The organism is Streptomyces sp. NPDC012466 (genome assembly GCF_042955215.1).
In the GTDB taxonomy this organism is placed as follows: domain Bacteria; phylum Actinomycetota; class Actinomycetes; order Streptomycetales; family Streptomycetaceae; genus Streptomyces.
The window spans coordinates 597,515-619,769 of the sequence record NZ_JBIBEQ010000003.1 but is presented as its reverse complement, the minus strand read 5'-3'; the positions used below and the strand labels follow the sequence as shown (position 1 = coordinate 619,769).

Here is a 22,255-nt window from a genome sequence, read left to right as displayed (position 1 = left end):
ACCCTACGCACCCCGGGGCCCCGCCCCGCGGCGGAGTGGCCTTCTTCACGCGCGCGTGCGCCCGGCCACGTCCGCCCGAAGGACTAGCCCTTGGCCGCAGGAGCGCCCGGCACGCCCTTGGGCGCCGGGGCGGGACGGTCCGACAGGAAGGACGCCCAGCCCTCCCTGGGCGCCTGGCCGACCGGCAGGCTGCGCAGCTTCTCCAGCGTCTTCGGGTCCTGCGCGTCCAGCCAGTCCACGAGCTGCCGGAACGACACGCAGCGCACCTCCTCCTTGGTGCACACCGTCTCGATGACCTCCTCGACGGCCCGCATGTAGGTGCCGCCGTTCCAGGACTCGAAGTGGTTGCCGATGATCAGGGGCGCGCGGTTGCCGTCGTAGGCCCGCGAGAAGCCCTTGAGCAGGCCGTCGCGCATCTGGTCGCCCCAGTAGTCGAACTTGGCGGGGTTGCCCTGGGTGGCGGTGCCCGACTGGTTGACCATGAAGTTGTAGTCCATGGTGAGCTGCTCGAAGGAGTGACCGGGGAACGGCACCAGCTGCATGGACACGTCCCACAGGCCCTGCTTCTTCTTCGGCCAGACCTGGTCGTTGACACCGCTGGTGTCATAACGGAAGCCCAGGTCACGGGCGGCCCTCATGAAGTTGCGCTGGCCTTCGAGGCAGGGGGTGCGGGCGCCGATGAGCTCCTTGTCGTAGTCGAAGGGGAGCGGGGAGGCGCCTTTCAGGCCGGTGTTGGTCTTCCAGGTCTTCACGAACCGCTTGGCCTGGGAGATCTCGTCCTTCCAGTCCTGCACGGACCACTCGCCGACACCGCCGCCGCTGCCGCAGAAGTGGCCGTTGAAGTGGGTGCCGATCTCGTTGCCTTCCAGCCAGGCCAGGCGCAGCTGCTTCACGGTGGCGGCGATGCCCCGGCGGTCGTTGAAGCCGATGTCGGAGCGGCCCGGGGAGTGCTGGGGCGGGCGGTACTGGTCGCGTTCCTCGTCCGGCAGCATGTACACGCCGCTCAGGAAGTACGTCATGGTCGCGTTGTTCTTCTTGGCGACCTTGCGGAAGTGGGAGAACAGCTTCTGGCCGTCCTCGCCCGCGCCGTCCCAGGAGAAGACGACGAACTGCGGGGGCTTCTGACCGGGCCGCAGCCGTTCGGGCCTGGGCAGGTGGGGCTGGGCGCCGGTGTAGGCGGTGGAGCCGTCTCCGATCAGCCGGACCGCGCTCTTCGGCGCCTGTGCCGGCGTCGCCTTCTGCGGGTCGGGGTTCTCCTGCCGGGGGGTGCCGGTCGCGCAACCGGCGAGCGATGCGGCGCAGACCGCGGCGATCACGGAGCCCGCGGCGATCCTGGGGGTGGCGGCCATGTTCCGCCCACCTTCTTCCTTCTCTCGGGTGCGGACAGCGCCGCCACATTCACACGAGATCGAGAAGGAATTAGTACGACAAGCCGATCAAATGGCCACTTCACTCTTCAGAGTGATCTATTCACCCATTTGCCCGTAAAGTCTATGCTCGCCCTTTACTCTGCATTACGATCCGTTTACCGAGCGTTGATTCATCCCGCCGATTTACGCCGTGACCGCCGCGACCGAACCCCGCCCCGAGCGGGACCCCCAATGACGCGACCGCCGCAGCCCCGGAGGAGACGGGAAACCATGTCAGCCTGCGTCCCCACACGCGCCGCCGACCCGAACCGAACCGAGCGCACGCATCCGCCCCACAGTCCGCCACCGGCCGGGCCCCGCCGATTCCGCATCGCGGGTGCCGATGTGTCGGCCTCGATCGCGGTCTTCCTGATCGCCCTGCCCCTGTCCCTGGGCATCGCCCTCGCGACCGGCGCCCCTCTGCAAGCCGGCCTCGTCGCCGCCGCCGTCGGCGGACTGGTCGCCGGGCGGCTGGGCGGCTCCCCGCTCCAGGTGAGCGGACCCGCCGCCGGACTCACCGTGGTGACCGCCGACCTCATCCAGCGCTACGGCTGGCGGACGACCTGCGCCATCACCGTCCTCGCCGGTCTCGCGCAACTCGGCCTGGGCTGCCTGCGCGTGGCCCGTGGCGCTCTCGCCGTCAGCCCCGCCATCGTGCACGGCATGCTCGCCGGGATCGGCGTCACCATCGCCGTCGCTCAACTGCACATCGTGCTCGGCGGCACACCGCAGAGCTCCGTCCCGGACAACCTCCGCGCGCTGCCCGCCCAGTTGGCGGACATGCGCCCCGAGGCCGTGTCGGTCAGCGTGCTGACCCTGGCGCTGCTCCTGCTCTGGCCGAGACTGCCCGGCCGGGCCGGACATCTGCTGCGCAAGATCCCGGCCGCGCTCATCGCCGTCGCCGGGGCCACCGCGGTCGCCGCCCTCGCCGGTCTCCGCCTGCCCAAGGTCGACCTGCCGTCCTGGAGCAACCACGCCCTGGCCGGGCTGCCCGAGGGCCCCGTGCTCGGCCTGGTCGCCGCCGTGCTCACGACCACGCTGGTGTGCAGCGTGCAGTCGCTGCTCGGCGCGGTCGCCGTGGACAAGCTGGTGGCCGGCCGCCCGGGCCTGCCCGCCCGCGTCGGGCGCTCCCGCCTCGACCGTGAACTGCTCGGGCAGGGCGCGGCCAACATCGTCTCCGGCTCGCTCGGCGGACTGCCCATCGCCGGTGTGGCCGTGCGGAGTTCGGCGAATGTGCACGCGGGAGCGGTCAGCCGGAACTCCACGATGCTGCACGGCGTTCTCGTAGTGATCGCCACGCTGCTGATGGTCCCCATCCTGGAGCTCATCCCGCTCGCCTCGCTCGCCGCCCTGGTGATGGCCGTCGGTATCCAGATGGTGTCCCTGAACCACATCCGCACCGTGACGCGCCACCGGGAAGTGTGGGTCTACGCCGTGACCACCCTCGGCGTGGTCTCCTTCGGCGTCCTGGAGGGCGTGGCGCTCGGCATCGCCATGGCCGTCGGCGTCGCCCTGCACCGCCTCACCCGCACCCGCATCACGCACGAGGAAAGGGAAGGAGTCCATCACGTCCACGTCAGAGGCCAGTTGACGTTCCTCGCGGTGCCACGGCTCAGCCGGACCCTGCATCTCGTGCCCCACGGTGCCGACACCGTCGTCGAACTGGACGGGTCGTTCATGGACCACGCGGCGTACGAGACCTTGCAGGACTGGCAGAAGACGCACACCGCACAGGGCGGCACGGTGGAGATCACCGGCCGGCATCCCGGCACCCGCGTCTCCGAGCCCCAGGCCCTCACCGGCTGCCGTTGCCGGCCCTGGACACCCTGGCGCAACCACCAGTGCGACGGTCCGCAGTCCGTGTCCCCCGCCGAGAAGAACCCGGACGGGTCGGACCGCTCCGAGCCGGACCCGACGGGCACCGGCGGAGCCAGCGGGCACGAACTGGCGCGCGGCATCAGCGCGTTCCAGCGCAACACCGCCCCTCTGGTGCGCAGCGAGCTGGCCCGGCTGGCGCGTGAGGGGCAGCGGCCCTCGCAGCTCTTCCTGACCTGCGCCGACTCCCGACTGGTCACCTCGATGATCACCGCCAGTGGCCCGGGCGACCTGTTCGTCGTGCGCAACGTGGGCAACCTCGTCCCGCGTCCCGGCGAGGAGAGCGGCGACGACTCGGTGTCGGCCGCGATCGAGTACGCCGTGGACGTCCTGCGGGTGCGGTCCATCACGGTGTGCGGGCACTCGGGATGCGGCGCCATGCAGGCCCTGCTCAACTCCGAGCCCGGAGGCGCCCGGACCCCGCTGAAGCGATGGCTGCGGCACGGGCTGCCGAGCCTGGAGCGCATGGCCGACGACACCGCCTCCTGGGGCAGGCTCGCCGGGCGCTCCCCCGAGGACGCGGTCGAGCAGCTGTGCCTCACGAACGTGGTCCAGCAGCTGGAGCACCTGCGTGCCCACGACTCGGTGGCCCGGGCCCTCGGCGAGGGCGCCCTGGAGCTGCACGGGATGTACTTCCACGTGGGCGAGGCCGAGGCGTACCTGCTCACCGAGACGGACACCGGCGGCGTCTTCGACCGGGTACGCGAGTCGGACCTGACGGCGTGAGCCCGGCGCCGGGTGGGGCTCTGTCCCCGCCCGGCACCGGATGAGGGTGTGCCCCCGATCGGCGGTGGGGGCACACCCCTGGCCCACCCGGGCCCGACCCCGCCCCGTCGGTGCTCCGGACGGTTGCCCCCATCTCCGGTCCGGTCGGCGAGCCTCGCAGGACTACCGCCACGGCTCCTCCCGCTCCGCCGCGCTCCGATGACGGGCCGCACACGCGGTGAACTTTCCCTGGTCGGCGTCCGTGGCTACGGATGAACCCCGCCGTCGACAGCACCACCCAACAGGTCTAAACCAATCGGCGGTCGGCCCTTGTCATCGCACCCTCGGGTCTGATGAGCTGTGGCCTGGGACACAACGGACACCCTGGGAAAGGCAGATGCCGTGAGCAACGAGAGCCTGGCCAACCTGCTCAAGGAAGAGCGCAGGTTCGCACCCCCCGCCGACCTGGCCGCGAACGCCAACGTCACCGCGGAGGCGTATGAGCAGGCCAAGGCTGACAGGCTCGGCTTCTGGGCCGAGCAGGCCCGCCGGCTGACCTGGGCCAAGGAGCCCACCGAGACGCTCGACTGGTCGAACCCGCCGTTCGCCAAGTGGTTCCAGGACGGCGAGCTCAACGTCGCCTACAACTGCGTCGACCGGCACGTGGAAGCCGGACACGGCGACCGGGTCGCCATCCACTTCGAGGGCGAGCCCGGCGACAGCCGCGCGATCACCTACGCCGAGCTCAAGGACGAGGTCTCCAAGGCGGCCAACGCTCTGCTGGAGCTGGGAGTCCAGGCGGGCGACCGGGTCGCCGTCTACATGCCGATGATCCCCGAGACGGCGATCGCGATGCTGGCCTGCGCCCGGATCGGCGCCGCGCACTCGGTCGTCTTCGGCGGTTTCTCCTCGGACGCGCTCGCCACCCGCATCCAGGACGCCGACGCTCGCGTGATCATCACCTCCGACGGCGGCTACCGGCGCGGCAAGCCCTCCGCGCTCAAGCCGGCCGTGGACGAGGCCGTCGAGAAGGCGGGCACCGTCGAGCACGTCCTGGTCGTGCGGCGCACGGGCCAGGAGGTCGCCTTCACCGAGGGCCGCGACGTGTGGTGGCACGACCTGGTGGGGCGGCAGAGCGCCGAGCACACCCCGCAGCCGTTCAACGCCGAGCACCCGCTGTTCATCCTCTACACCTCGGGCACCACGGGTAAGCCGAAGGGCATCCTGCACACCTCCGGCGGTTACCTCACGCAGACCGCCTACACCCACCACGCCGTCTTCGACCTCAAGCCCGAGACGGACGTCTACTGGTGCACGGCCGACGTCGGCTGGGTCACCGGACACTCGTACATCGTCTACGGCCCCCTGGCCAACGGCGCGACGCAGGTCATGTACGAGGGCACCCCGGACACCCCGCACCAGGGCCGCTTCTGGGAGATCGTGCAGAAGTACGGGGTCACGATCCTGTACACCGCGCCGACCGCGATCCGTACGTTCATGAAGTGGGGCGACGACATCCCCGCCAAGTTCGACCTGTCCAGCCTGCGCGTGCTGGGCTCGGTGGGCGAGCCGATCAACCCCGAGGCGTGGATCTGGTACCGCAAGAACATCGGCGGCGACCGCACCCCGGTCGTCGACACCTGGTGGCAGACCGAGACCGGCTCCATGATGATCACGCCGCTGCCGGGCGTGACCGCGACCAAGCCCGGTTCGGCGCAGACCCCGCTGCCCGGCATCGCCGCGACGGTCGTCGACGACGAGGCCAACGAGGTGCCCAACGGCGGTGGCGGATACCTGGTGCTCACCGAGCCGTGGCCGTCGATGCTGCGCACCATCTGGGGCGACGACCAGCGCTTCATCGACACCTACTGGTCGCGCTTCGAGGGCAAGTACTTCGCCGGTGACGGCGCCAAGAAGGACGACGACGGCGACATCTGGCTGCTCGGCCGGGTCGACGACGTCATGCTCGTCTCCGGGCACAACATCTCCACCACCGAGGTCGAGTCCGCGCTGGTCTCCCACCCCTCGGTCGCCGAGGCGGCCGTGGTCGGCGCGTCGGATGAGACGACCGGACAGGCGATCGTCGCCTTCGTGATCCTGCGCGGCACGGCCACGGAGACCGAGACCCTGGTCGCCGAGCTGCGCGCCCACGTCGGCAACACCCTCGGCCCGATCGCCAAGCCCAAGCGGATCCTGCCGGTCGCCGAGCTGCCCAAGACCCGCTCCGGCAAGATCATGCGCCGGCTGCTGCGGGACGTCGCCGAGAACCGTCAGCTGGGTGACGTCACCACGCTGACCGACTCCACGGTCATGGACCTCATCCAGGCCAAGCTGCCCGCCGCCTCCAGCGAGGACTGATCGCGGCAGCGGAACGGCGGAGCCGGCGGAGGGCACCCGATCATCGGGTGCCCTCCGCCGGGGCGCCCCGGCGGCGAGGGACCGCCGGATGCGCACAGCCGTACGTTTTCCTAGACTAAGCAAAAACAAGTGCTCCATGGTGCGCCGGGAAGTCTGGTCGGCATGTGCTCCGTCCTGCCCACCGACCGGAGGTTCTCCGTGACCGCGCCTCGCTCCACCACCCCTCGCAAGGTCCTCGGCCGGCTGTCACTGCCCGAGCGGACCTACGTGACGGACGCGCTGCGCACGGAGACCGTCGGCGGGGTGCTGCTGCTCGCGGCCGCGGTCGCCGCGCTGCTCTGGGCGAACATCCCCGCCGTGCGTGACAGTTACGAGAGCGTCTCCCACTTCCACGTGGGCCCCGCCGCCCTCGGCCTCGACCTGTCGATCGCGCACTGGGCCGCCGACGGGCTGCTGGCGGTCTTCTTCTTCGTCGCGGGGATCGAGCTCAAGCGGGAACTCGTGGCGGGCGATCTGCGGGACCCGAAGGCCGCCGCGCTCCCGGTCGTCGCCGCGCTCTGCGGCATGGCCGTACCGGCGCTCGTCTACACCGTCACCACCGTCGCCGGCGGTGGCTCCCTGGCCGGCTGGGCCGTGCCGACCGCCACCGACATCGCGTTCGCGCTCGCCGTGCTCGCCGTCATCGGCACGTCCCTGCCGAGTGCGCTGCGGGCCTTCCTGCTCACGCTCGCCGTCGTCGACGACCTCTTCGCGATCCTGATCATCGCGGTGTTCTTCACCGCCGACCTGAACTTCGCCACCCTCGGCGGTGCCGCCGCCGGTCTGCTGCTCTTCTGGCTGCTGCTGCGCAAGGGCGTCCGCGGCTGGTACGTGTACCTGCCGCTCGCCCTCGTCATCTGGGCGCTGATGTACAACAGCGGCATCCACGCCACCATCGCCGGTGTCGCCATGGGCCTGATGCTGCGCTGCCACCGCCACGAGGGCGAGGACCGCTCCCCCGGCGAGCGCGTCGAGCACCTCGTACGGCCCCTGTCCGCGGGGCTGGCCGTCCCCCTGTTCGCCCTGTTCAGCGCGGGGGTCGCAGTGTCCGGCGGGGCGCTCGCCGACGTGTTCACCCGGCCCGAGACCCTCGGTGTCGTCCTCGGGCTCGTGCTCGGCAAGGCACTCGGCATCTTCGGCGGGACGTGGCTGGCGGCCCGTTTCACCCGGGCGTCGCTCAGCGACGACCTCGCCTGGGCGGACGTGTTCGCCGTGGCGGCCCTCGCCGGCATCGGCTTCACCGTCTCGCTGCTCATCGGCGAACTCGCCTTCGAGGGGGACCAGACGATGACGAACGAGGTCAAGGCCGCCGTCCTGCTGGGCTCGCTGATCGCCGCGACACTCGCGACCGTCCTGCTGAAAATGCGGAACGCCAAGTACCGCAGGCTGTGGGCGGACGAGGAGCGCGACGAGGACGCCGACGGCATCCCGGACGTCTACGAGGAGGACGATCCGGCGTACCACCTGCGGCTCGCCGCGCTCTACGAGCGCAAGGCCGCCGAACACCGCAAGATCGCCCGTGAGAAGGCAGCCGCGCGCCACGGGCTTGCCGAAGTGCCGGGCGGGGCAGGCGAGGACCACCACCGTCCGGCATGATCTGACGAGACGGTACAAAAGACGGGACCGTACGCAGTCATGCCGTGCGCAGTCGGACGACCGCGCACGGGTCAGACAGAAGACGCGGACATCGGACCGTACGCAGAAGAGGGAGACCGCGATGAGCGCACCCGACGGCAGCCCGGTCGGCGCCGAACGCAGCATCGGCCAGCTGTTCGCCTCGGCGACGGCGGAAATGTCGGCGCTGGTGCACGACGAGATCGCACTGGCGAAGGCGCAGCTCAAACAGGACGTGAAGCGCGGCGCGACCAGCGGCGGGGCCTTCTCGGCGGCCGGTGCGGTGCTGATCTTCTCCCTGCCGATGCTGAACTTCGCGCTGGCGTACGGCATCCGCACCTGGAGCGACTGGAACCTCGCGGTCTGCTTCCTGCTGTCGTTCGCGGCGAACGTGCTGGTCGCGCTCGTCCTCGCACTGGTCGGCGTGGCCTTCGCGAAGAAGGCCAAGAAGAGCAAGGGCCCGCAGAAGGTCGCCGCGTCGATGAAGAAGACCGCGGTCGTGCTGCAGAAGGCCAAGCCGCACCCGCGGCCGGAGCTCCCGAAGGACCGGGTCCCCGAGGCCATCGAGGCTGTGGCACGCTCGTCCTCATGACGGGCTCCTCCCTCCCTCCGGGGCAATCACCTTCGGCACCCCCGGCTCCGGCCGTCCTGCTGGACGGCCCCTGGAGCCACCGCGACGTCGCCGCCAACGGCGCCCGCTTCCACATCGCCGAGCTGGGTGACGGGCCCCTGGTGCTGCTGCTGCACGGCTTCCCGCAGTTCTGGTGGACCTGGCGGCACCAGATGGTCGCGCTCGCCGACGCGGGCTTCCGGGCCGTCGCCATGGACCTGCGGGGCGTCGGCGGCAGCGACCGCACGCCGCGCGGCTACGACCCCGCCAACCTCGCGCTCGACGTCACCGGCGTCATCCGCTCCCTCGGCGAGCCGGACGCCGCGCTGGTCGGCCACGACCTGGGCGGATATCTCGCGTGGACGGCGGCCGCGATGCGCCCCAAGCTGGTGCGGCGGCTCGCGGTCGCGTCCATGCCGCACCCGCGGCGCTGGCGTTCGGCCATGCTGAGGGACGTCAAGCAGACCCGCGCCGGTTCACACATCTGGGGGTTCCAGCGGCCCTGGATCCCGGAGCGGCAGCTCACCGCCGACGACGGTGCGCTCGTCGCGGAGCTGATCCAGGAATGGTCCGGGCCGCGCCCGCCCGAGGAGGAGGCGCTGCAGACGTACCGCCGCGCCATGTGCATCCCCTCCGCCGCACACTGCGCGGTCGAGCCGTACCGCTGGATGGTGCGCTCCCTGGCCCGCCCGGACGGCATCCAGTTCAACCGGCGGATGAAGCGGCCCGTGCGGGTGCCGACGCTCCATCTGCACGGCTCGCTCGACCCCGTGATGCGCACGCGCAGCGCGGCCGGGTCCGGCGAGTACGTCGAAGCCCCCTACCGCTGGCGCCTGTTCGACGGCCTCGGACACTTCCCGCACGAGGAGGACCCGGTCGCGTTCTCCTCGGAACTCATCAACTGGCTGCGGGATCCCGAACCCGACCGGTGACCGGTCGGCCCCACCCGCCCCACCGGCACCTGAACGCATGTCTGACGAACGGCCAATTGCCCGGCGCATAGGCCAATTGGACGCCCCGGGAGCGGTTATCGACCATGGGGCGGGGGCACACGTCGGGGTATGGGCTGGACGCACGACTACAGTGACGCAACCCGCAATCGCCGCTCGGCGGGCGGTGCGAACCCCCACCGGCGAAGCGGCGCACCGCAGATGGCGACCGCGGACCCCCGGGTCGGTATTCCGCGTATCCTCCGCCGCCGGGCCCGCTGGGTCTCCGTACGACTGCGTCCCACACGCGACTGAGGCGTCACTCGCGCGAGTGACGCCCCGACACCTCCCGCTCCAGGACCGCTCCTAGAGGGCGCAGCTGTCGCTGCCCACCTGCTGGTCGGCGGTGCGCCCCTTGGTGATGTCCTCCTGGATCTCGTCCACGGTCAGCGCGTATCCCGTCTGGGCGTCGTCGAGCGACTTGGCGAAGACGACGCCGTAGACCTTGCCGTCGGGCGTGAGCAGCGGGCCGCCGGAGTTGCCCTGGCGGACGGTCGCGAAGAGGGAGTAGACGTCGCGGCGGACCGTGCCGCGGTGGTAGATGTCCGGGCCGTTGGCCGTGATGCGGCCCCGCACGCGCGCGGCCCGGACGTCGTACGCCCCGTTCTCCGGGAAGCCGGCGACGATCGCGCCGTCACCGCTGCTCGCGTCCTTCTCGGTGAACCGCAGCACGGGCGCCTTGAGATCCGGCACGTCGAGGACGGCGATGTCGCGCCGCCAGTCGTAGAGCACGACCTTGGCGTCGTACTTCCTGCCCTCGCCGCCTATCTGCACGGTCGGCTCGTCGACCCCGCCCACCACGTGCGCGTTGGTCATCACACGGCGGCCGGAGAAGACGAAGCCGGTGCCCTCCAGGACCTTGCCGCAGCTCGGGGCCGTGCCCATGACCTTGACGATGGAGCGCTGGGCACGGTTGGCCACGGCGCTGTTCGCGAGCGCCGGGTCGGGCGGCTGGACGTCGGTGATCGGCTCGTTCGAGAACGGGCTGAAGACCTGCGGGAAGCCGTTCTGTGCGAGGACGGAGGAGAAGTCCGCGAACCAGGTGGCCGCCTGCTCCGGCAGCGCCTGCGAGACACCCAGCAGCACCTTGGAGTTGCGGACCTCCTTGCCGAGGGTCGGCAGCGTCGTGCCCGCGAGGGCGGAGCCGATCAGCCAGGCGACCAGGAGCATCGCCACGACGTTGACGAGGGCGCCGCCGGTGGCGTCCAGGGCCCGGGCCGGGGACCAGGTGATGTGCCGGCGCAACTTGTTGCCGAGGTGGGTGGTGAGGGCCTGGCCGACGGATGCGCAGACGATGACGACGACGACCGCGACGACGGCGGCGGTCGTGCTCACCTCCGCGTTGTCCGTCAGCGCGTCCCAGATGACGGGCAGCAGGTAGACCGCGACGAGGCCGCCGCCCAGGAAGCCGGTCACCGACAGGATGCCGACGACGAACCCCTGGCGGTACCCCACGACCGCGAACCACACGGCGGCGACCAGCAACAAGATGTCCAGCACGTTCACGGCAGCCACCCTGTCATGCGCGCCAGTCGAGCGGGACCTGCTTCTCCCGGTCCCAGGGCCGCTCCCAGCCCGCGAAGTGCAGCAGCCGGTCGATGATTCCGGCCGTGAAACCCCAGACAAGGGCCGATTCGACCAGAAATGCCGGACCTCGGTGGCCGCTGGGGTGAACGGCGGTCGCGCGGTTGGCGGGATCCGTGAGATCCGCCACGGGGACGGTGAAGACGCGTGCGGTCTCGTTCGGATCGACGACTCCGACCGGCGTCGGTTCGCGCCACCAGCCCAGCACCGGTGTGACGACGAAGCCGCTGACCGGGATGTACAGCCGGGGCAGGACGCCGAAGAGCTGGACGCCCGAGGGGTCCAGGCCCGTCTCCTCCTCCGCCTCGCGCAGGGCGGCCCGCAGCGGGCCGTCGCCGGACGGGTCGCCGTCCTCCGGGTCGAGGGCACCGCCCGGGAAGGAGGGCTGGCCGGCGTGCGAGCGCAGGGAGCTCGCACGCTCCATCAGCAGCAGCTCCGGTCCGTGCGCGCCCTCACCGAACAGGACCAGCACGGCGGACTGACGCCCCGCCCCGTCCGCCGGCGGCAGGAACCGGCTCAGCTGGCCGGGCCGGACCGTCTCCACGGCGTGCACCACCGGGTGCAGCCAGCCGGGCAGTCCTTCCTTGCTCAGGGCCACCGGGCCGCCCTGTGTGTCGCTCGCCCGCGTCATCGCCACCCCCGTCGTCCTGCCGCATCCAACGCACGGCGAGCCCGAGATCGTTCCACGAGCGCCCTCAATCCCCTGAAAGGCAGGCGCGTCGGGCTCGTCGGACGGCCAGCCGGAGGGCTCGGACGGCGCGCCGGGAGGCTCGTGCAGCTCATCCGGCCCCCAGCGGCGGCGCCGGTGTGCCGCCCGCGTCCAGATAGGCCTGCGGGGGCTTCAGACGCTGTCCGGGGAAGCCGCCCTTCTCGTACTTGAGGAGCTTCTTCGCCTTCTCCGGGTCGGTCTCGCCCTCGCCGTACGCCGGGCAGAGCGGGGCGATCGGGCAGGCGCCGCACGCGGGCTTGCGGGCGTGGCAGATACGGCGGCCGTGCCAGATCACGTGATGCGAGAGATCCGTCCAGTCGCTCTTCGGGAAGAGCGCGCCGACGGCGGCCTCGATCTTGTCCGGGTCGGTCTCGGCGGTCCACCGCCAGCGGCGCACCAGGCGCTGGAAATGCGTGTCGACGGTGATGCCGGGGCGCCCGAAGGCGTTGCCCAGCACGACGAACGCGGTCTTGCGGCCGACGCCGGGCAGCTTGACCAGGTCCTCCAGACGGCCGGGCACCTCACCGCCGAAGTCCTCCACCAAGGCCTTCGACAGCCCTATGACCGACTTCGTCTTGGCCCGGAAGAAGCCGCACGGGCGGAGGATCTCCTCCACTTCCTCGGGGTTGGCGGCGGCCAGGTCCTCCGGGGCCGGGTACGCGGCGAAGAGGGAGGGTGTCGTCTGGTTGACGCGCAGGTCGGTCGTCTGGGCGGACAGGACGGTGGCGACGACCAGTTGGAAGGGGTTCTCGAAGTCCAGCTCGGGGTGCGCGTACGGATAGACCTCGGCGAGCTCGCGGTTGATGCGGCGGGCCCGGCGGACCAGGGCGGTGGGCGACTCGTCGCCCGGCGGGTGGACGACGGCCTTGGCGGGGGCGGCGCCCTCGAGACGGGCGGTGGCCTTCTGCGGCGCGACCACGACCTTCTTGGCGGCGGGCGCCTTCTTCACGGCGGCGCCCTTCGAGGCCTTCTTGGCGGTGGAGGCCTTGGACGCGGCCTTCTTCGCGGTCGCGGTCTTCTCCGCGGTCACCGTCTTCTCCGCGGTCGCGGCCTTCTTCGCAGACACGGCCTTCTTCGCGGAAGCCGTCTTCTTCGCAGACGCGGCCTTCTTCGCGGAGGCCGTCTTCTTCACCGGTTCCGTCTTGTTCTCTTTCGCCGTTTTCCTACCGCCATCGGGGCTCTGTTCGCCCACAGCGGAATCGCGACGTACAACCACCCGCGCAGCCCCCTCGGCCTGTGCTCTCACCGGCGATTTGGACACCCGGCCAGCCTAAGGCCCGGCACCGGCATCCGCGCCGGCCCCTGAAGATCGGCGCCCAATTGGACCCCTGCCGCGTACCCCGGGACACGTGTGCGGCATCCTTGTGACAGATCACACTGTTTGGACCGCCCGACAAAATGGGCACCACGGTCCCTCGGTACACGGGGGAGCAAGATCCCCTGAGCAGGTCGAATAGGAGAGAACTCGTGGACGACGTTCTGCGGCGCAATCCGCTCTTCGCGGCGCTCGATGACGAGCAGGCCGCGGAGCTCCGCGCCTCCATGAGTGAGGTGACCCTCGCCCGCGGTGACTCGCTGTTCCACGAGGGCGACCCCGGTGACCGCCTGTACGTGGTCACCGAGGGCAAGGTGAAGCTCCACCGCACATCCCCCGACGGCCGCGAGAACATGCTCGCCGTGGTCGGCCCCGGCGAGCTCATCGGCGAGCTCTCGCTGTTCGACCCGGGCCCGCGCACGGCGACCGCCACGGCTCTGACCGAGGTCAAGCTGCTCGGCCTCGGCCACGGCGACCTCCAGCCCTGGCTGAACGCCCGCCCGGAGGTAGCCACCGCGCTCCTGCGCGCCGTCGCCCGCCGGCTGCGCAAGACCAACGACGCGATGTCCGACCTCGTCTTCTCGGACGTCCCGGGCCGTGTCGCCCGCGCCCTGCTCGACCTGTCCCGCCGGTTCGGCGTGCAGTCCGAGGAGGGCATCCACGTCGTCCACGACCTCACGCAGGAGGAGCTGGCCCAGCTGGTCGGCGCGTCCCGCGAGACGGTCAACAAGGCCCTCGCGGACTTCGCCCAGCGCGGCTGGCTGCGCCTGGAGGCCCGCGCGGTGATCCTCCTGGACGTGGAACGCCTCGCCAAGCGCTCGCGCTGACCCGCGCACCCCTGCCGTACGTCATCGGGCCCCGTCTCACACGAGACGGGGCCCGACGTCGTGTCCGGGCGCGGTCAGATGAGCCCGTGCTCCTCCAGGTAGTCCATCTGGGCCCGTACCGACAGTTCCGCCGCCGGCCACAGGGAGCGGTCCACGTCGGCGTAGACGTGGGTGACGACTTCCGTGGCGGTGCGGTAGCCGTCCTCGACGGCTGTCTCGACCTGGGCGAGGCGGTTGGCGCGGTGGGCGAGGTAGTACTCGACGGCACCCTGGGCGTCGTCCAGGACCGGGCCGTGGCCGGGCAGGACCGTGTGCACGCCGTCGTCGACCGTGAGGGAGCGCAGGCGCCGCAGGGAGTCCAGGTAGTCGCCCAGGCGGCCGTCGGGGTGTGCCACGACCGTCGTGCCGCGGCCGAGGATCGTGTCGCCGGTGAGGACCGCCCGGTCGGCCGGGAGGTGGAAACAGAGCGAGTCGGCGGTGTGGCCGGGGGTCGGTACGACGCGCAGTTCCAGCCCGCCGGTGGTGATCACGTCTCCGGCGGCCAGGCCCTCGTCGCCCAGGCGCAGTGCCGGGTCGAGGGCACGCACGCGCGTGCCGGTCAGTTCGGCGAACCGGGCGGCGCCCTCGGCGTGGTCGGGATGACCGTGGGTCAGCAGGGTGAGGGCGACGCGCTTGCCGGCCTGTTCGGCCGTGGCGACGACCCGGCGCAGGTGCGTGTCGTCCAGCGGGCCCGGGTCGACCACGACGGCGAGGTCCGAGTCCGGCTCGGCGAGGATCCAGGTGTTGGTGCCGTCCAGGGTCATCGCCGACGCGTTGGGCGCCAGGACGTTCACGGCCCGCGCGGTGGCGGGTCCCGAGAGGACCCCGCCGCGGGGCTGGCCGGGAAGGGCTGCTGCGTCCGTCATGCGGTGGCTCCACCGGTCGGGATGTGCTTGGTGAACTCGTCGTGGCCCGGCCAGGACAGCACGATCTCGCCGTCCACCAGACGGGCGGTGGCCAGGACGGGCGTGAGGTCACGGCCCGGGGCGGCATCGAGCGCCCGGGCGGCCGTCTCGTACGCCGTCAGCTGGCGCAGGGTCGCGATGGTCGGCGGCATCATCAGCAGCTCGCCCTTGTCGTAACCGGCCGCCGCCTCACGCGGGGCGATCCACACCGTGCGGTCGGCCTCCGTCGAGGCGTTGCGGGTGCGCTGCCCCTCGGGGAGCGCGGCCACGAAGAACCAGGTGTCGTAGCGGCGGGACTCGAACTCCGGGGTGATCCAGCGGGTCCAGGCGCCGAGCAGGTCCGAGCGCAGGACGAGTCCGCGGCGGTCCAGGAACTCCGCGAAGGACAGGTCCCGGGCGACCAGGGCGGCACGGTCCGCCTCCCAGTCGGCGCCCGTGGTGTCACCGACGACCGAGTCGGAGGCCGGCCCGGCGAGCAGCACGCCCGCCTCCTCGTACGTCTCCCGTACGGCCGCGCAGACGATCGCCTGGGCCGCCGCCTCGTCGACGCCGAGCCGGTCCGCCCACCACGCGCGCGTGGGGCCCGCCCAGCGGACGTGATGGTCGTCGTCGCGCGGATCGACCCCGCCGCCCGGATAGGCGTACGCGCCTCCGGCGAAGGCCATGGAGGCGCGTCTGCGCAGCATGTGGACGGCGGGGCCGCTGCCGGTGTCCTTCAGGAGCATGACGGTGGCCGCGCGCTTCGGGGTCACCGGGGTGAGGGTGCCGGCCGCGAGGGCGCGGATGCGGTCCGGCCACTCCGGGGGGTACCACTGACCGTTCGCCATGGGCGCGAGGCTATCCCGTGACGGGCGGATGTTCGAGTGGCCCCGGAGACGGATCGCGCAGCTGGGGCCGTCGAAGAGGGTGCCGGGCGGGTGCTACGCGAGCTCCACCTGGATCTCGACCTCGACCGGCGCGTCCAGCGGCAGCACGGCCACGCCCACCGCGCTGCGCGCGTGCACGCCCTTGTCGCCGAGCACCTGGCCGAGCAGCTCGCTCGCGCCGTTCAGCACCGCGGGCTGGCCCGTGAAGTCCGAGGCCGAGGCCACGAAACCGACCACCTTCACCACGCGCGCGATGCGGTCCAGGTCACCGGCGACGGACTTGACGGCGGCCAGGGCGTTCAGCGCACACGTGCGTGCCAGCTCCTTGGCCTCCTCCGGGGTGACCTCCGCGCCGACCTTGCCGGTGACCGGAAGCTTGCCGTCCACCATCGGGAGCTGCCCGGCGGTGTAGACGTAGGGGCCGGACTGCACGGCCGGCTGGTACGCGGCCAGCGGCGGGACCACGTCGGGAAGGCTCAGGCCGAGCTCGGCCAGCTTCGCCTCGACGGCGCCCACTACTGCTTCGCCCGCTTCAGGTAGGCCACGAGCTGCTCGGGGTTGTTCGGCCCGGGCACGACCTGGACGAGCTCCCAGCCGTCCTCGCCCCAGGTGTCCAGAATCTGCTTCGTGGCGTGGACGAGCAGCGGCACGGTTGCGTATTCCCACTTGGTCATGCGGCCGACTCTAGCCGCTGCCGCAGGGGGTCACACGGCCGCCCACGGCCCCGGTCGTCCACAGGCCACGGTCGCGGTTGTCCACAGCCTCCCGCGTAGCCCGGGCGCGGACTGGTTAGGCTCGAATACGTGAGCAGGCTCCAGGTCGTCAGCGGCAAGGGCGGTACCGGCAAGACCACGGTGGCCGCGGCCCTAGCGCTGGCCCTGGCCACGGAGGGGAAGCGGACGCTTCTCGTCGAGGTCGAGGGCCGTCAGGGCATCGCGCAGCTCTTCGAAACGGAGGCGCTGCCTTATGAGGAACGGAAAATCGCGGTAGCACCCGGGGGCGGGGAGGTGTACGCACTCGCCATCGACCCCGAACTGGCCCTTCTGGACTACCTCCAGATGTTCTACAAGCTGGGCAGCGCCGGGCGGGCCCTGAAGAAGCTCGGCGCGATCGACTTCGCCACCACCATCGCGCCCGGCCTCAGGGACGTCCTCCTGACCGGGAAGGCCTGCGAGGCGGTGCGGCGCAAGGAGCGCAGCGGCCGGTTCGCGTACGACTACGTCGTGATGGACGCCCCGCCGACCGGGCGGATCACCCGCTTCCTGAACGTGAACGACGAGGTCGCGGGCCTCGCCAAGATCGGCCCGATACACAATCAGGCGCAGGCGGTGATGCGGGTGCTGAAGTCGCCGGAGACGGCCGTGCACCTGGTGACGCTGCTGGAGGAGATGCCCGTCCAGGAGACCGCGGACGGCATCGCCGAGCTGCGTTCGGCCCGGCTTCCGGTGGGGCGGATCATCGTGAACATGGTCCGCCCGGAGGTGTTGGACGAGACCGACCTGGAACTCGTACGCACGGTCCCGCGTTCCACTGTCGCGCGGTCCCTGTCGGCCGCCGGGCTCGGCGGGGCGCGGCGCGGCGGGCACGCCGAGCGGCTGGTGGACCCGCTGCTCGCGCAGGCCGCGGAGTACGCCGAGCGGTACACGCTGGAGCACGAGCAGCGTGCGGTCCTGACCGAGCTGGGCCTGCCGCTGCACGAACTGCCGCTGTTCGCCGAGGGCATGGATCTGGCGGGGCTGTACAAGCTGGCCCGCGAGCTGCGCGAGCAGGGCGTGTCATGAGCCAGGACAGACAGGCACAGCCCGTCATGAGTCGGAAGCAGGGGATGTCATGAGTCGTCCGGACCCGGCGCACACCCACGACCCGGCCCGCCCGCACCTCGCCCCCGCACGCCTGCTCGACATCGATCCGCTGCTGGAGGACCCCACCACCCGGATCGTGGTCTGCTGCGGCTCGGGCGGGGTCGGCAAGACCACGACCGCGGCGGCGCTGGGCCTGCGCGCGGCCGAGCGGGGCCGCAAGGTGGTCGTCCTGACCATCGATCCGGCCCGCCGGCTCGCCCAGTCCATGGGCATCGACTCCCTGGACAACACCCCGCGCCGGGTGAAGGGCATCGACGACTCAGCGGGCGGCGAGCTGCACGCGATGATGCTCGACATGAAGCGCACCTTCGACGAGATCGTCGAGGCGCACGCGGACGGTGAGCGGGCGGCCGCCATCCTGGGCAACCCCTTCTACCAGTCGCTCTCCGCGGGCTTCGCGGGCACGCAGGAGTACATGGCGATGGAGAAGCTCGGGCAGCTGCGCGCCCGGGACGAGTGGGACCTGATCGTCGTCGACACCCCGCCGTCCCGCTCGGCGCTGGACTTCCTGGACGCGCCCAAGCGGCTCGGGTCGTTCCTGGACGGCCGGCTGATCCGGCTGCTGACGGCACCGGCGAAGCTGGGCGGCCGCGCCGGGATGAAGTTCCTGAACGTCGGGATGTCGATGATGACCGGCACCCTCGGCAAGCTGCTGGGCGGTCAGCTCCTCAAGGACGTCCAGACGTTCGTGTCCGCGATGGACACGACCTTCGGCGGCTTCCGCACCCGCGCGGACGCGACGTACAAGCTGCTCCAGGCACCCGGTACGGCGTTCCTCGTGGTCGCGGCCCCGGAGCGGGACGCGCTGCGCGAGGCCGCCTACTTCGTGGAGCGGCTGGCCGCGGAGGACATGCCGCTCGCCGGTCTGGTGCTCAACCGGGTGCACGGCAGCGGCGCCGACCGGCTGTCGGCCGAGCGGGCGCTCGCCGCCGCGGAAAATCTTGAAGAGCCCCGCATTGTGGATCAGGAGGGCGGGAAAGCAGTACTTCGTAACTCCACCGACACACAGGACAGTTCAGAATCTCCCACGCCCGGAACACCAGCTCAGGCTCCGGCATCGGCTCCCGAGGATGGCTCCCCCACCGAAGACGCCGAGGACACCGAGCACGCTGAGGACACCGAGCGGTCCGTCGACCAGCTCACGGCCGGCCTGCTGAGGCTGCACGCCGATCGCATGCAGGTGCTCTCCCGTGAGCAGCGCACGCGTGACCGCTTCACCGCGCTCCACCCCGAGGTGGCCGTGACGGAAGTGGCCGCGCTGCCCGGCGACGTGCACGACCTCTCGGGACTGCGCGCCATCGGCAACCGGCTCGCGGCCGACGAACGCGAGCTTCCCGACCCCGCCGACCAGCCCGAGGCGAGTGCCTGAGGGCAACCCGGCGAGGGCGTAGGGCCCGTGAGCGACGGCTGAGGGCTCACAGGCGATGGCGAAGGGCCCGGCAAGGGGCCCTCAGACCTGGACCTGGGGAGCTCCCGGAGGGGAGCCCTCAGCTCACCGCCGCGTAGTTCTCGTAGATCTCGTCGTCGTCGAGGGGCATGACACCGCACCCCCGCTCGTACTCCGTGCGCGCCGTCTCCAGCAGCCGGCGCCAGGAGGTCACAGTGGGACGCCTGCGCAGCAGTGCGCGGCGCTCCCGCTCCGTCATGCCTCCCCACACGCCGAACTCGACGCGGTTGTCGAGCGCGTCGGCCAGGCACTCCGTGCGCACCGGGCATCCGGTGCACACCGCCTTGGCCCTGTTCTGCGCTGCTCCTTGAACGAACAGTTCATCCGGATCGGTAGTGCGGCAGGCCGCCTGCGCACTCCAGTCGGTTACCCAGCCCATACCGGCGCCGTCCTCTCCCGAATCGAGGCTCCCCCACGGCGGCAGCGGCATATTCACCGCCGCCAGTTGAGGACGTTACGGAAGGTGGGCACAGCGCAACACCCCCTTCGGGCCCAATCTTGAATGGCCCGAACGGACTATGGGTAAGCGGCAGATCACCCGGGGGAGTGAGCTGGCGACATGCGTAACCTTCCCGACAAACCGGGACAGTTCAGTTGCGTCACAACGGACGCCGCATGACACACGAGGCGGATTCGGACACGGCCCCACCAAAAAAGTTGGGGAACACCCGGAACGATTCGGGGTCGCCGGACGTATTGATACGTGACCTCACTGCTGTGACAGTTGAGGGCAGCTTAGGCCAAGGCCTATACGCCTGTCCGGCGAATGAGAACGTAGGCTGCCCTCATGCCAAAGAAGCGCTCGGGCGGTGGTCTGTCTCCCACGCAGCAGGCCGCCAAGTTCCTCGGTGTCAGTGTCCTCGCGGGAGCCGTGCTGGCCGGCATCGCCCTCCCGGCGGTGGGCGCGCTGGGACTGGCGGCCAAGGGATCGGTCGAAAGCTTCGACGATCTCCCGGCCACCATGAAGACACCGCCGCTGAGTCAGCGCACCACCATCCTCGACGCCGACGGCGGCCCGATCGCCACGGTCTACTCACGCGACCGCACGGTGGTCCCCCTCAAGGACATCTCGCCGTACATGCAGAAGGCGATCGTCGCCATCGAGGACTCGCGCTTCTACGAGCACGGCGCGGTCGACCTGAAGGGCGTCCTGCGCGCCCTCAACAAGAACGCGCAGACCGGCGGGGTCTCCGAGGGCGCCTCCACCCTGACGCAGCAGTACGTGAAGAACGTCTTCGTCGAGGAGGCGGGCGACGACCCGACCAAGGTCGCGCAGGCCACCCAGCAGACCATCGGCCGCAAGATCCGCGAGCTCAAGTACGCGATCCAGGTCGAGGAGGAGCTGGGCAAGAAGAAGATCCTCGAGAACTACCTGAACATCACGTTCTTCGGCCAGCAGGCCTACGGTGTCGAGGCCGCCGCCCAGCGCTACTTCTCCAGGTCCGCCAAGGACCTCAGCCTGGAGCAGTCGGCCCTGCTCGCCGGCATCGTCCAGTCGCCCAGCCGGTACGACCCGGTCAACGACGAGGCGGAGGCCACCAAGCGCCGCAACACCGTGCTGCAGCGCATGGCGGCCGTCGGCGACATCTCCAGGGCGCAGGCCGCCGACGCGATGAAGGCACCGCTCGGCCTGAAGGTCAGCAAGCCCAAGAACGGCTGCATCACGGCGGTCAAGGGCGCCGGCTTCTTCTGCGACTACGTGCGCGAGGTCTTCCTGAACGACCCGGTCTTCGGCAAGACCAAGGAGAAGCGCGCGAAGATCTGGAACCAGGGCGGTCTCACGATCCGCACGACCATGGACCCGCAGTCCCAGAACGCGGCGCAGGCCTCCATCAAGGACCACGTCTACAAGAGCGACGAGGTGGCCACCGCCGCCACCCTCGTCCAGCCCGGCACCGGCAAGATCCTCGCCATGGGCCAGTCGCGTCCGTACGGCTTCAAGAAGAACGAGACGCAGATCAACCTCTCGGTCGACCAGTCGATGGGCGGCGGCATGGGCTACCAGCCCGGTTCGACGTTCAAGCCGATCGTGGCCGCCGCCGCCCTGGAGGACGGCATGCCGGCGAACAAGGTCTACTCCTCGCCGTACCAGATGCCGTACCCGAGCCCGGTCTCGGCCTGTGACGGCAAGCGGTGGATGAACGACCCCAACAACCCGGCCAAGCTCCAGAACGAGAACTCCTCCGAGGTCGGCCCGTACGACATGCGGGAGGCGACCGCCAAGTCGGTCAACACCTACTACGTGCAGATGATCAGCGACATCGGCATCTGCCCGGTGACGACCATGGCGAAGAAGATGGGCGTCGTGCGGGCCGACGGCGACAAGATGCCGCAGGTGCCCTCCATCGCTCTGGGCACCCAGGAGATGTCCCCGCTGACCATGGCGAACGCGTACGCGACCTTCGCCTCGCGCGGCATGTACTGCACACCGGTCGCCATCGAGTCGGTCAGCCGGCGCGTCGGCGACAAGACCACGTCGCTCAAGGTCCCGAAGTCGACCTGCTCGCGCGCGATGTCGGAGAACACCGCCGACACCATCAACGCCCTGCTGAAGGGCGTCGTCGAGGACGGTACGGGTAAGAAGGCCGGCCTCGGCAGCCGCCCCAGCGCCGGTAAGACCGGTACGACGGACGAGCGCTACGCGGCCTGGTTCGTGGGTTACACGCCGAACATGGCCGGTGCCGTGTGGGTCGGCGACCCCGCGCACAAGCGGAAGATGGTGGGCATCACCATCGGCGGCCGCTCGTACGGCAAGGTCTTCGGTGGCGAGGTTCCCGGCCCGATCTGGGGCGACATGATGTCCGGCGCGCTGGAGGGCAAGCCGGTCGAGGACTTCAACGACGTCCACATCCCCGACAGCAAGCCGCGGGACCGCGGCGACGGTGACGGCGAGGACGGGGACGGCGGCGGCCGTGACGACGGGGGCAACGGCGACAACGACGGCTTCATCGGCGGCCTGGTCGGCGGCAGCAACGGCGGAGGCGGCGACGAGCCCACGCCTTCGTTCTCCATCCCGGAGGGCTTCATCCGGGGCCAGGGCAACGGCGGGAACGGCAACGGTGGCCGGTTCGGCTGAGCCGGCGTGTGGCGGCCGACTGGGGA

The 22,255-nt window shown here is 70.8% G+C and carries 19 protein-coding genes; 10 read left to right on the top strand and 9 right to left on the bottom strand.

The genetic code is table 11. From position 1 onward, the window contains the following. Window positions 1-83: 83 nt before the first annotated feature. Window positions 84-1,349 (bottom strand): hypothetical protein, encoded by a 1,266-nt coding sequence (locus ACFY9E_RS15275; protein WP_390983391.1) that lies wholly within the window; start codon window positions 1,347-1,349, stop codon window positions 84-86. Between the two features lie 291 nt (window positions 1,350-1,640). Here ACFY9E_RS15275 and ACFY9E_RS15270 point away from each other — a divergent pair, with 291 nt between their 5' ends. The 6 genes from ACFY9E_RS15270 (at window position 1,641) to ACFY9E_RS15245 (ending at window position 9,854) form a co-directional block, all read left to right on the top strand. Further along, the gene (locus ACFY9E_RS15270; protein ID WP_390983388.1) at window positions 1,641-4,010 is read left to right on the top strand and encodes a SulP family inorganic anion transporter; all 2,370 of its coding nucleotides are present in this window, start codon (window positions 1,641-1,643) and stop codon (window positions 4,008-4,010) included. 381 nt (window positions 4,011-4,391) lie between these two features. Further along, window positions 4,392-6,347 carry an acetate--CoA ligase gene (acs, locus tag ACFY9E_RS15265; RefSeq protein WP_390983386.1) on the top strand — a complete coding sequence of 652 codons (1,956 nt, stop codon included), beginning with the start codon at window positions 4,392-4,394 and terminating at the stop codon, window positions 6,345-6,347. Between the two features lie 198 nt (window positions 6,348-6,545). Then, complete coding sequence (gene nhaA, locus ACFY9E_RS15260; protein WP_390983383.1) at window positions 6,546-7,982, top strand: Na+/H+ antiporter NhaA; 1,437 nt, start codon at window positions 6,546-6,548, stop codon at window positions 7,980-7,982. Window positions 7,983-8,103: 121 nt separating this feature from the next. After that, window positions 8,104-8,592 carry a phage holin family protein gene (locus tag ACFY9E_RS15255; RefSeq protein ID WP_390983381.1) on the top strand — a complete coding sequence of 163 codons (489 nt, stop codon included), beginning with the start codon at window positions 8,104-8,106 and terminating at the stop codon, window positions 8,590-8,592. Beyond that, window positions 8,589-9,542, top strand: a complete 954-nt coding sequence (locus tag ACFY9E_RS15250) for an alpha/beta fold hydrolase (protein ID WP_390983378.1) — start codon at window positions 8,589-8,591, stop codon at window positions 9,540-9,542. The genes ACFY9E_RS15255 and ACFY9E_RS15250 overlap by 4 nt, the downstream gene beginning before the upstream one ends. Window positions 9,543-9,671: 129 nt before the next feature. Beyond that, window positions 9,672-9,854: a hypothetical protein gene (locus tag ACFY9E_RS15245; RefSeq protein WP_283968055.1), complete on the top strand. Its 183-nt coding sequence runs from the start codon at window positions 9,672-9,674 to the stop codon at window positions 9,852-9,854. 51 nt (window positions 9,855-9,905) lie between these two features. Here ACFY9E_RS15245 and ACFY9E_RS15240 read toward each other — a convergent pair whose 3' ends face one another. The 3 genes from ACFY9E_RS15240 to nth form a co-directional block, all read right to left on the bottom strand. Beyond that, complete coding sequence (locus ACFY9E_RS15240) at window positions 9,906-11,105, bottom strand: MarP family serine protease (protein ID WP_390983374.1); 1,200 nt, start codon at window positions 11,103-11,105, stop codon at window positions 9,906-9,908. A 13-nt stretch (window positions 11,106-11,118) separates the two neighbouring features. After that, complete coding sequence (locus ACFY9E_RS15235) at window positions 11,119-11,814, bottom strand: NUDIX domain-containing protein (RefSeq protein WP_390983371.1); 696 nt, start codon at window positions 11,812-11,814, stop codon at window positions 11,119-11,121. Between the two features lie 148 nt (window positions 11,815-11,962). Next, a complete protein-coding gene (gene nth / locus ACFY9E_RS15230; protein ID WP_390983368.1) occupies window positions 11,963-13,024 on the bottom strand; it encodes an endonuclease III in 1,062 nt (353 codons plus the stop codon). A 335-nt stretch (window positions 13,025-13,359) separates the two neighbouring features. Here nth and ACFY9E_RS15225 point away from each other — a divergent pair, with 335 nt between their 5' ends. After that, window positions 13,360-14,034, top strand: a complete 675-nt coding sequence (locus ACFY9E_RS15225; RefSeq protein WP_010031945.1) for a Crp/Fnr family transcriptional regulator — start codon at window positions 13,360-13,362, stop codon at window positions 14,032-14,034. Window positions 14,035-14,108: 74 nt separating this feature from the next. Here ACFY9E_RS15225 and ACFY9E_RS15220 read toward each other — a convergent pair whose 3' ends face one another. The 4 genes from ACFY9E_RS15220 to ACFY9E_RS15205 all read right to left on the bottom strand — a co-directional run bounded on the left by ACFY9E_RS15220 (window position 14,109) and on the right by ACFY9E_RS15205 (window position 16,518). After that, complete coding sequence (locus ACFY9E_RS15220; RefSeq protein ID WP_390983365.1) at window positions 14,109-14,939, bottom strand: MBL fold metallo-hydrolase; 831 nt, start codon at window positions 14,937-14,939, stop codon at window positions 14,109-14,111. Further along, entirely contained in the window at window positions 14,936-15,805 is an 870-nt protein-coding gene (locus ACFY9E_RS15215; protein WP_390983362.1) for an NUDIX hydrolase, read from the bottom strand. Before ACFY9E_RS15215 ends, ACFY9E_RS15220 begins: the two co-directional genes overlap by 4 nt. 93 nt (window positions 15,806-15,898) lie before the next feature. Then, window positions 15,899-16,360 (bottom strand): RidA family protein, encoded by a 462-nt coding sequence (locus ACFY9E_RS15210; protein WP_283968062.1) that lies wholly within the window; start codon window positions 16,358-16,360, stop codon window positions 15,899-15,901. Beyond that, the gene (locus tag ACFY9E_RS15205; RefSeq protein WP_093708112.1) at window positions 16,360-16,518 is read right to left on the bottom strand and encodes a DUF4177 domain-containing protein; all 159 of its coding nucleotides are present in this window, start codon (window positions 16,516-16,518) and stop codon (window positions 16,360-16,362) included. Before ACFY9E_RS15205 ends, ACFY9E_RS15210 begins: the two co-directional genes overlap by 1 nt. A 129-nt stretch (window positions 16,519-16,647) precedes the next feature. On the opposite strand from ACFY9E_RS15205, the gene ACFY9E_RS15200 reads away from it, so the two are divergent. Both ACFY9E_RS15200 and ACFY9E_RS15195 read left to right on the top strand, forming a co-directional pair. Continuing rightward, complete coding sequence (locus ACFY9E_RS15200; RefSeq protein ID WP_390983358.1) at window positions 16,648-17,625, top strand: ArsA-related P-loop ATPase; 978 nt, start codon at window positions 16,648-16,650, stop codon at window positions 17,623-17,625. A gap of 49 nt (window positions 17,626-17,674) precedes the next feature. Continuing rightward, the gene (locus ACFY9E_RS15195; RefSeq protein WP_390983355.1) at window positions 17,675-19,075 is read left to right on the top strand and encodes an ArsA-related P-loop ATPase; all 1,401 of its coding nucleotides are present in this window, start codon (window positions 17,675-17,677) and stop codon (window positions 19,073-19,075) included. A gap of 118 nt (window positions 19,076-19,193) precedes the next feature. On the opposite strand, the gene wblA is transcribed toward ACFY9E_RS15195, so the two are convergent. Continuing rightward, window positions 19,194-19,532, bottom strand: coding sequence for a transcriptional regulator WblA (gene wblA, locus ACFY9E_RS15190; protein WP_352115483.1), 339 nt, complete (start codon window positions 19,530-19,532; stop codon window positions 19,194-19,196). Window positions 19,533-19,940: 408 nt separating this feature from the next. Here wblA and ACFY9E_RS15185 point away from each other — a divergent pair, with 408 nt between their 5' ends. Continuing rightward, on the top strand, window positions 19,941-22,229 hold the full coding sequence (locus ACFY9E_RS15185; protein ID WP_390983351.1) for a transglycosylase domain-containing protein: 2,289 nt from the start codon (window positions 19,941-19,943) through the stop codon (window positions 22,227-22,229). The last annotated feature ends 26 nt before the right edge of the window (window positions 22,230-22,255 follow it).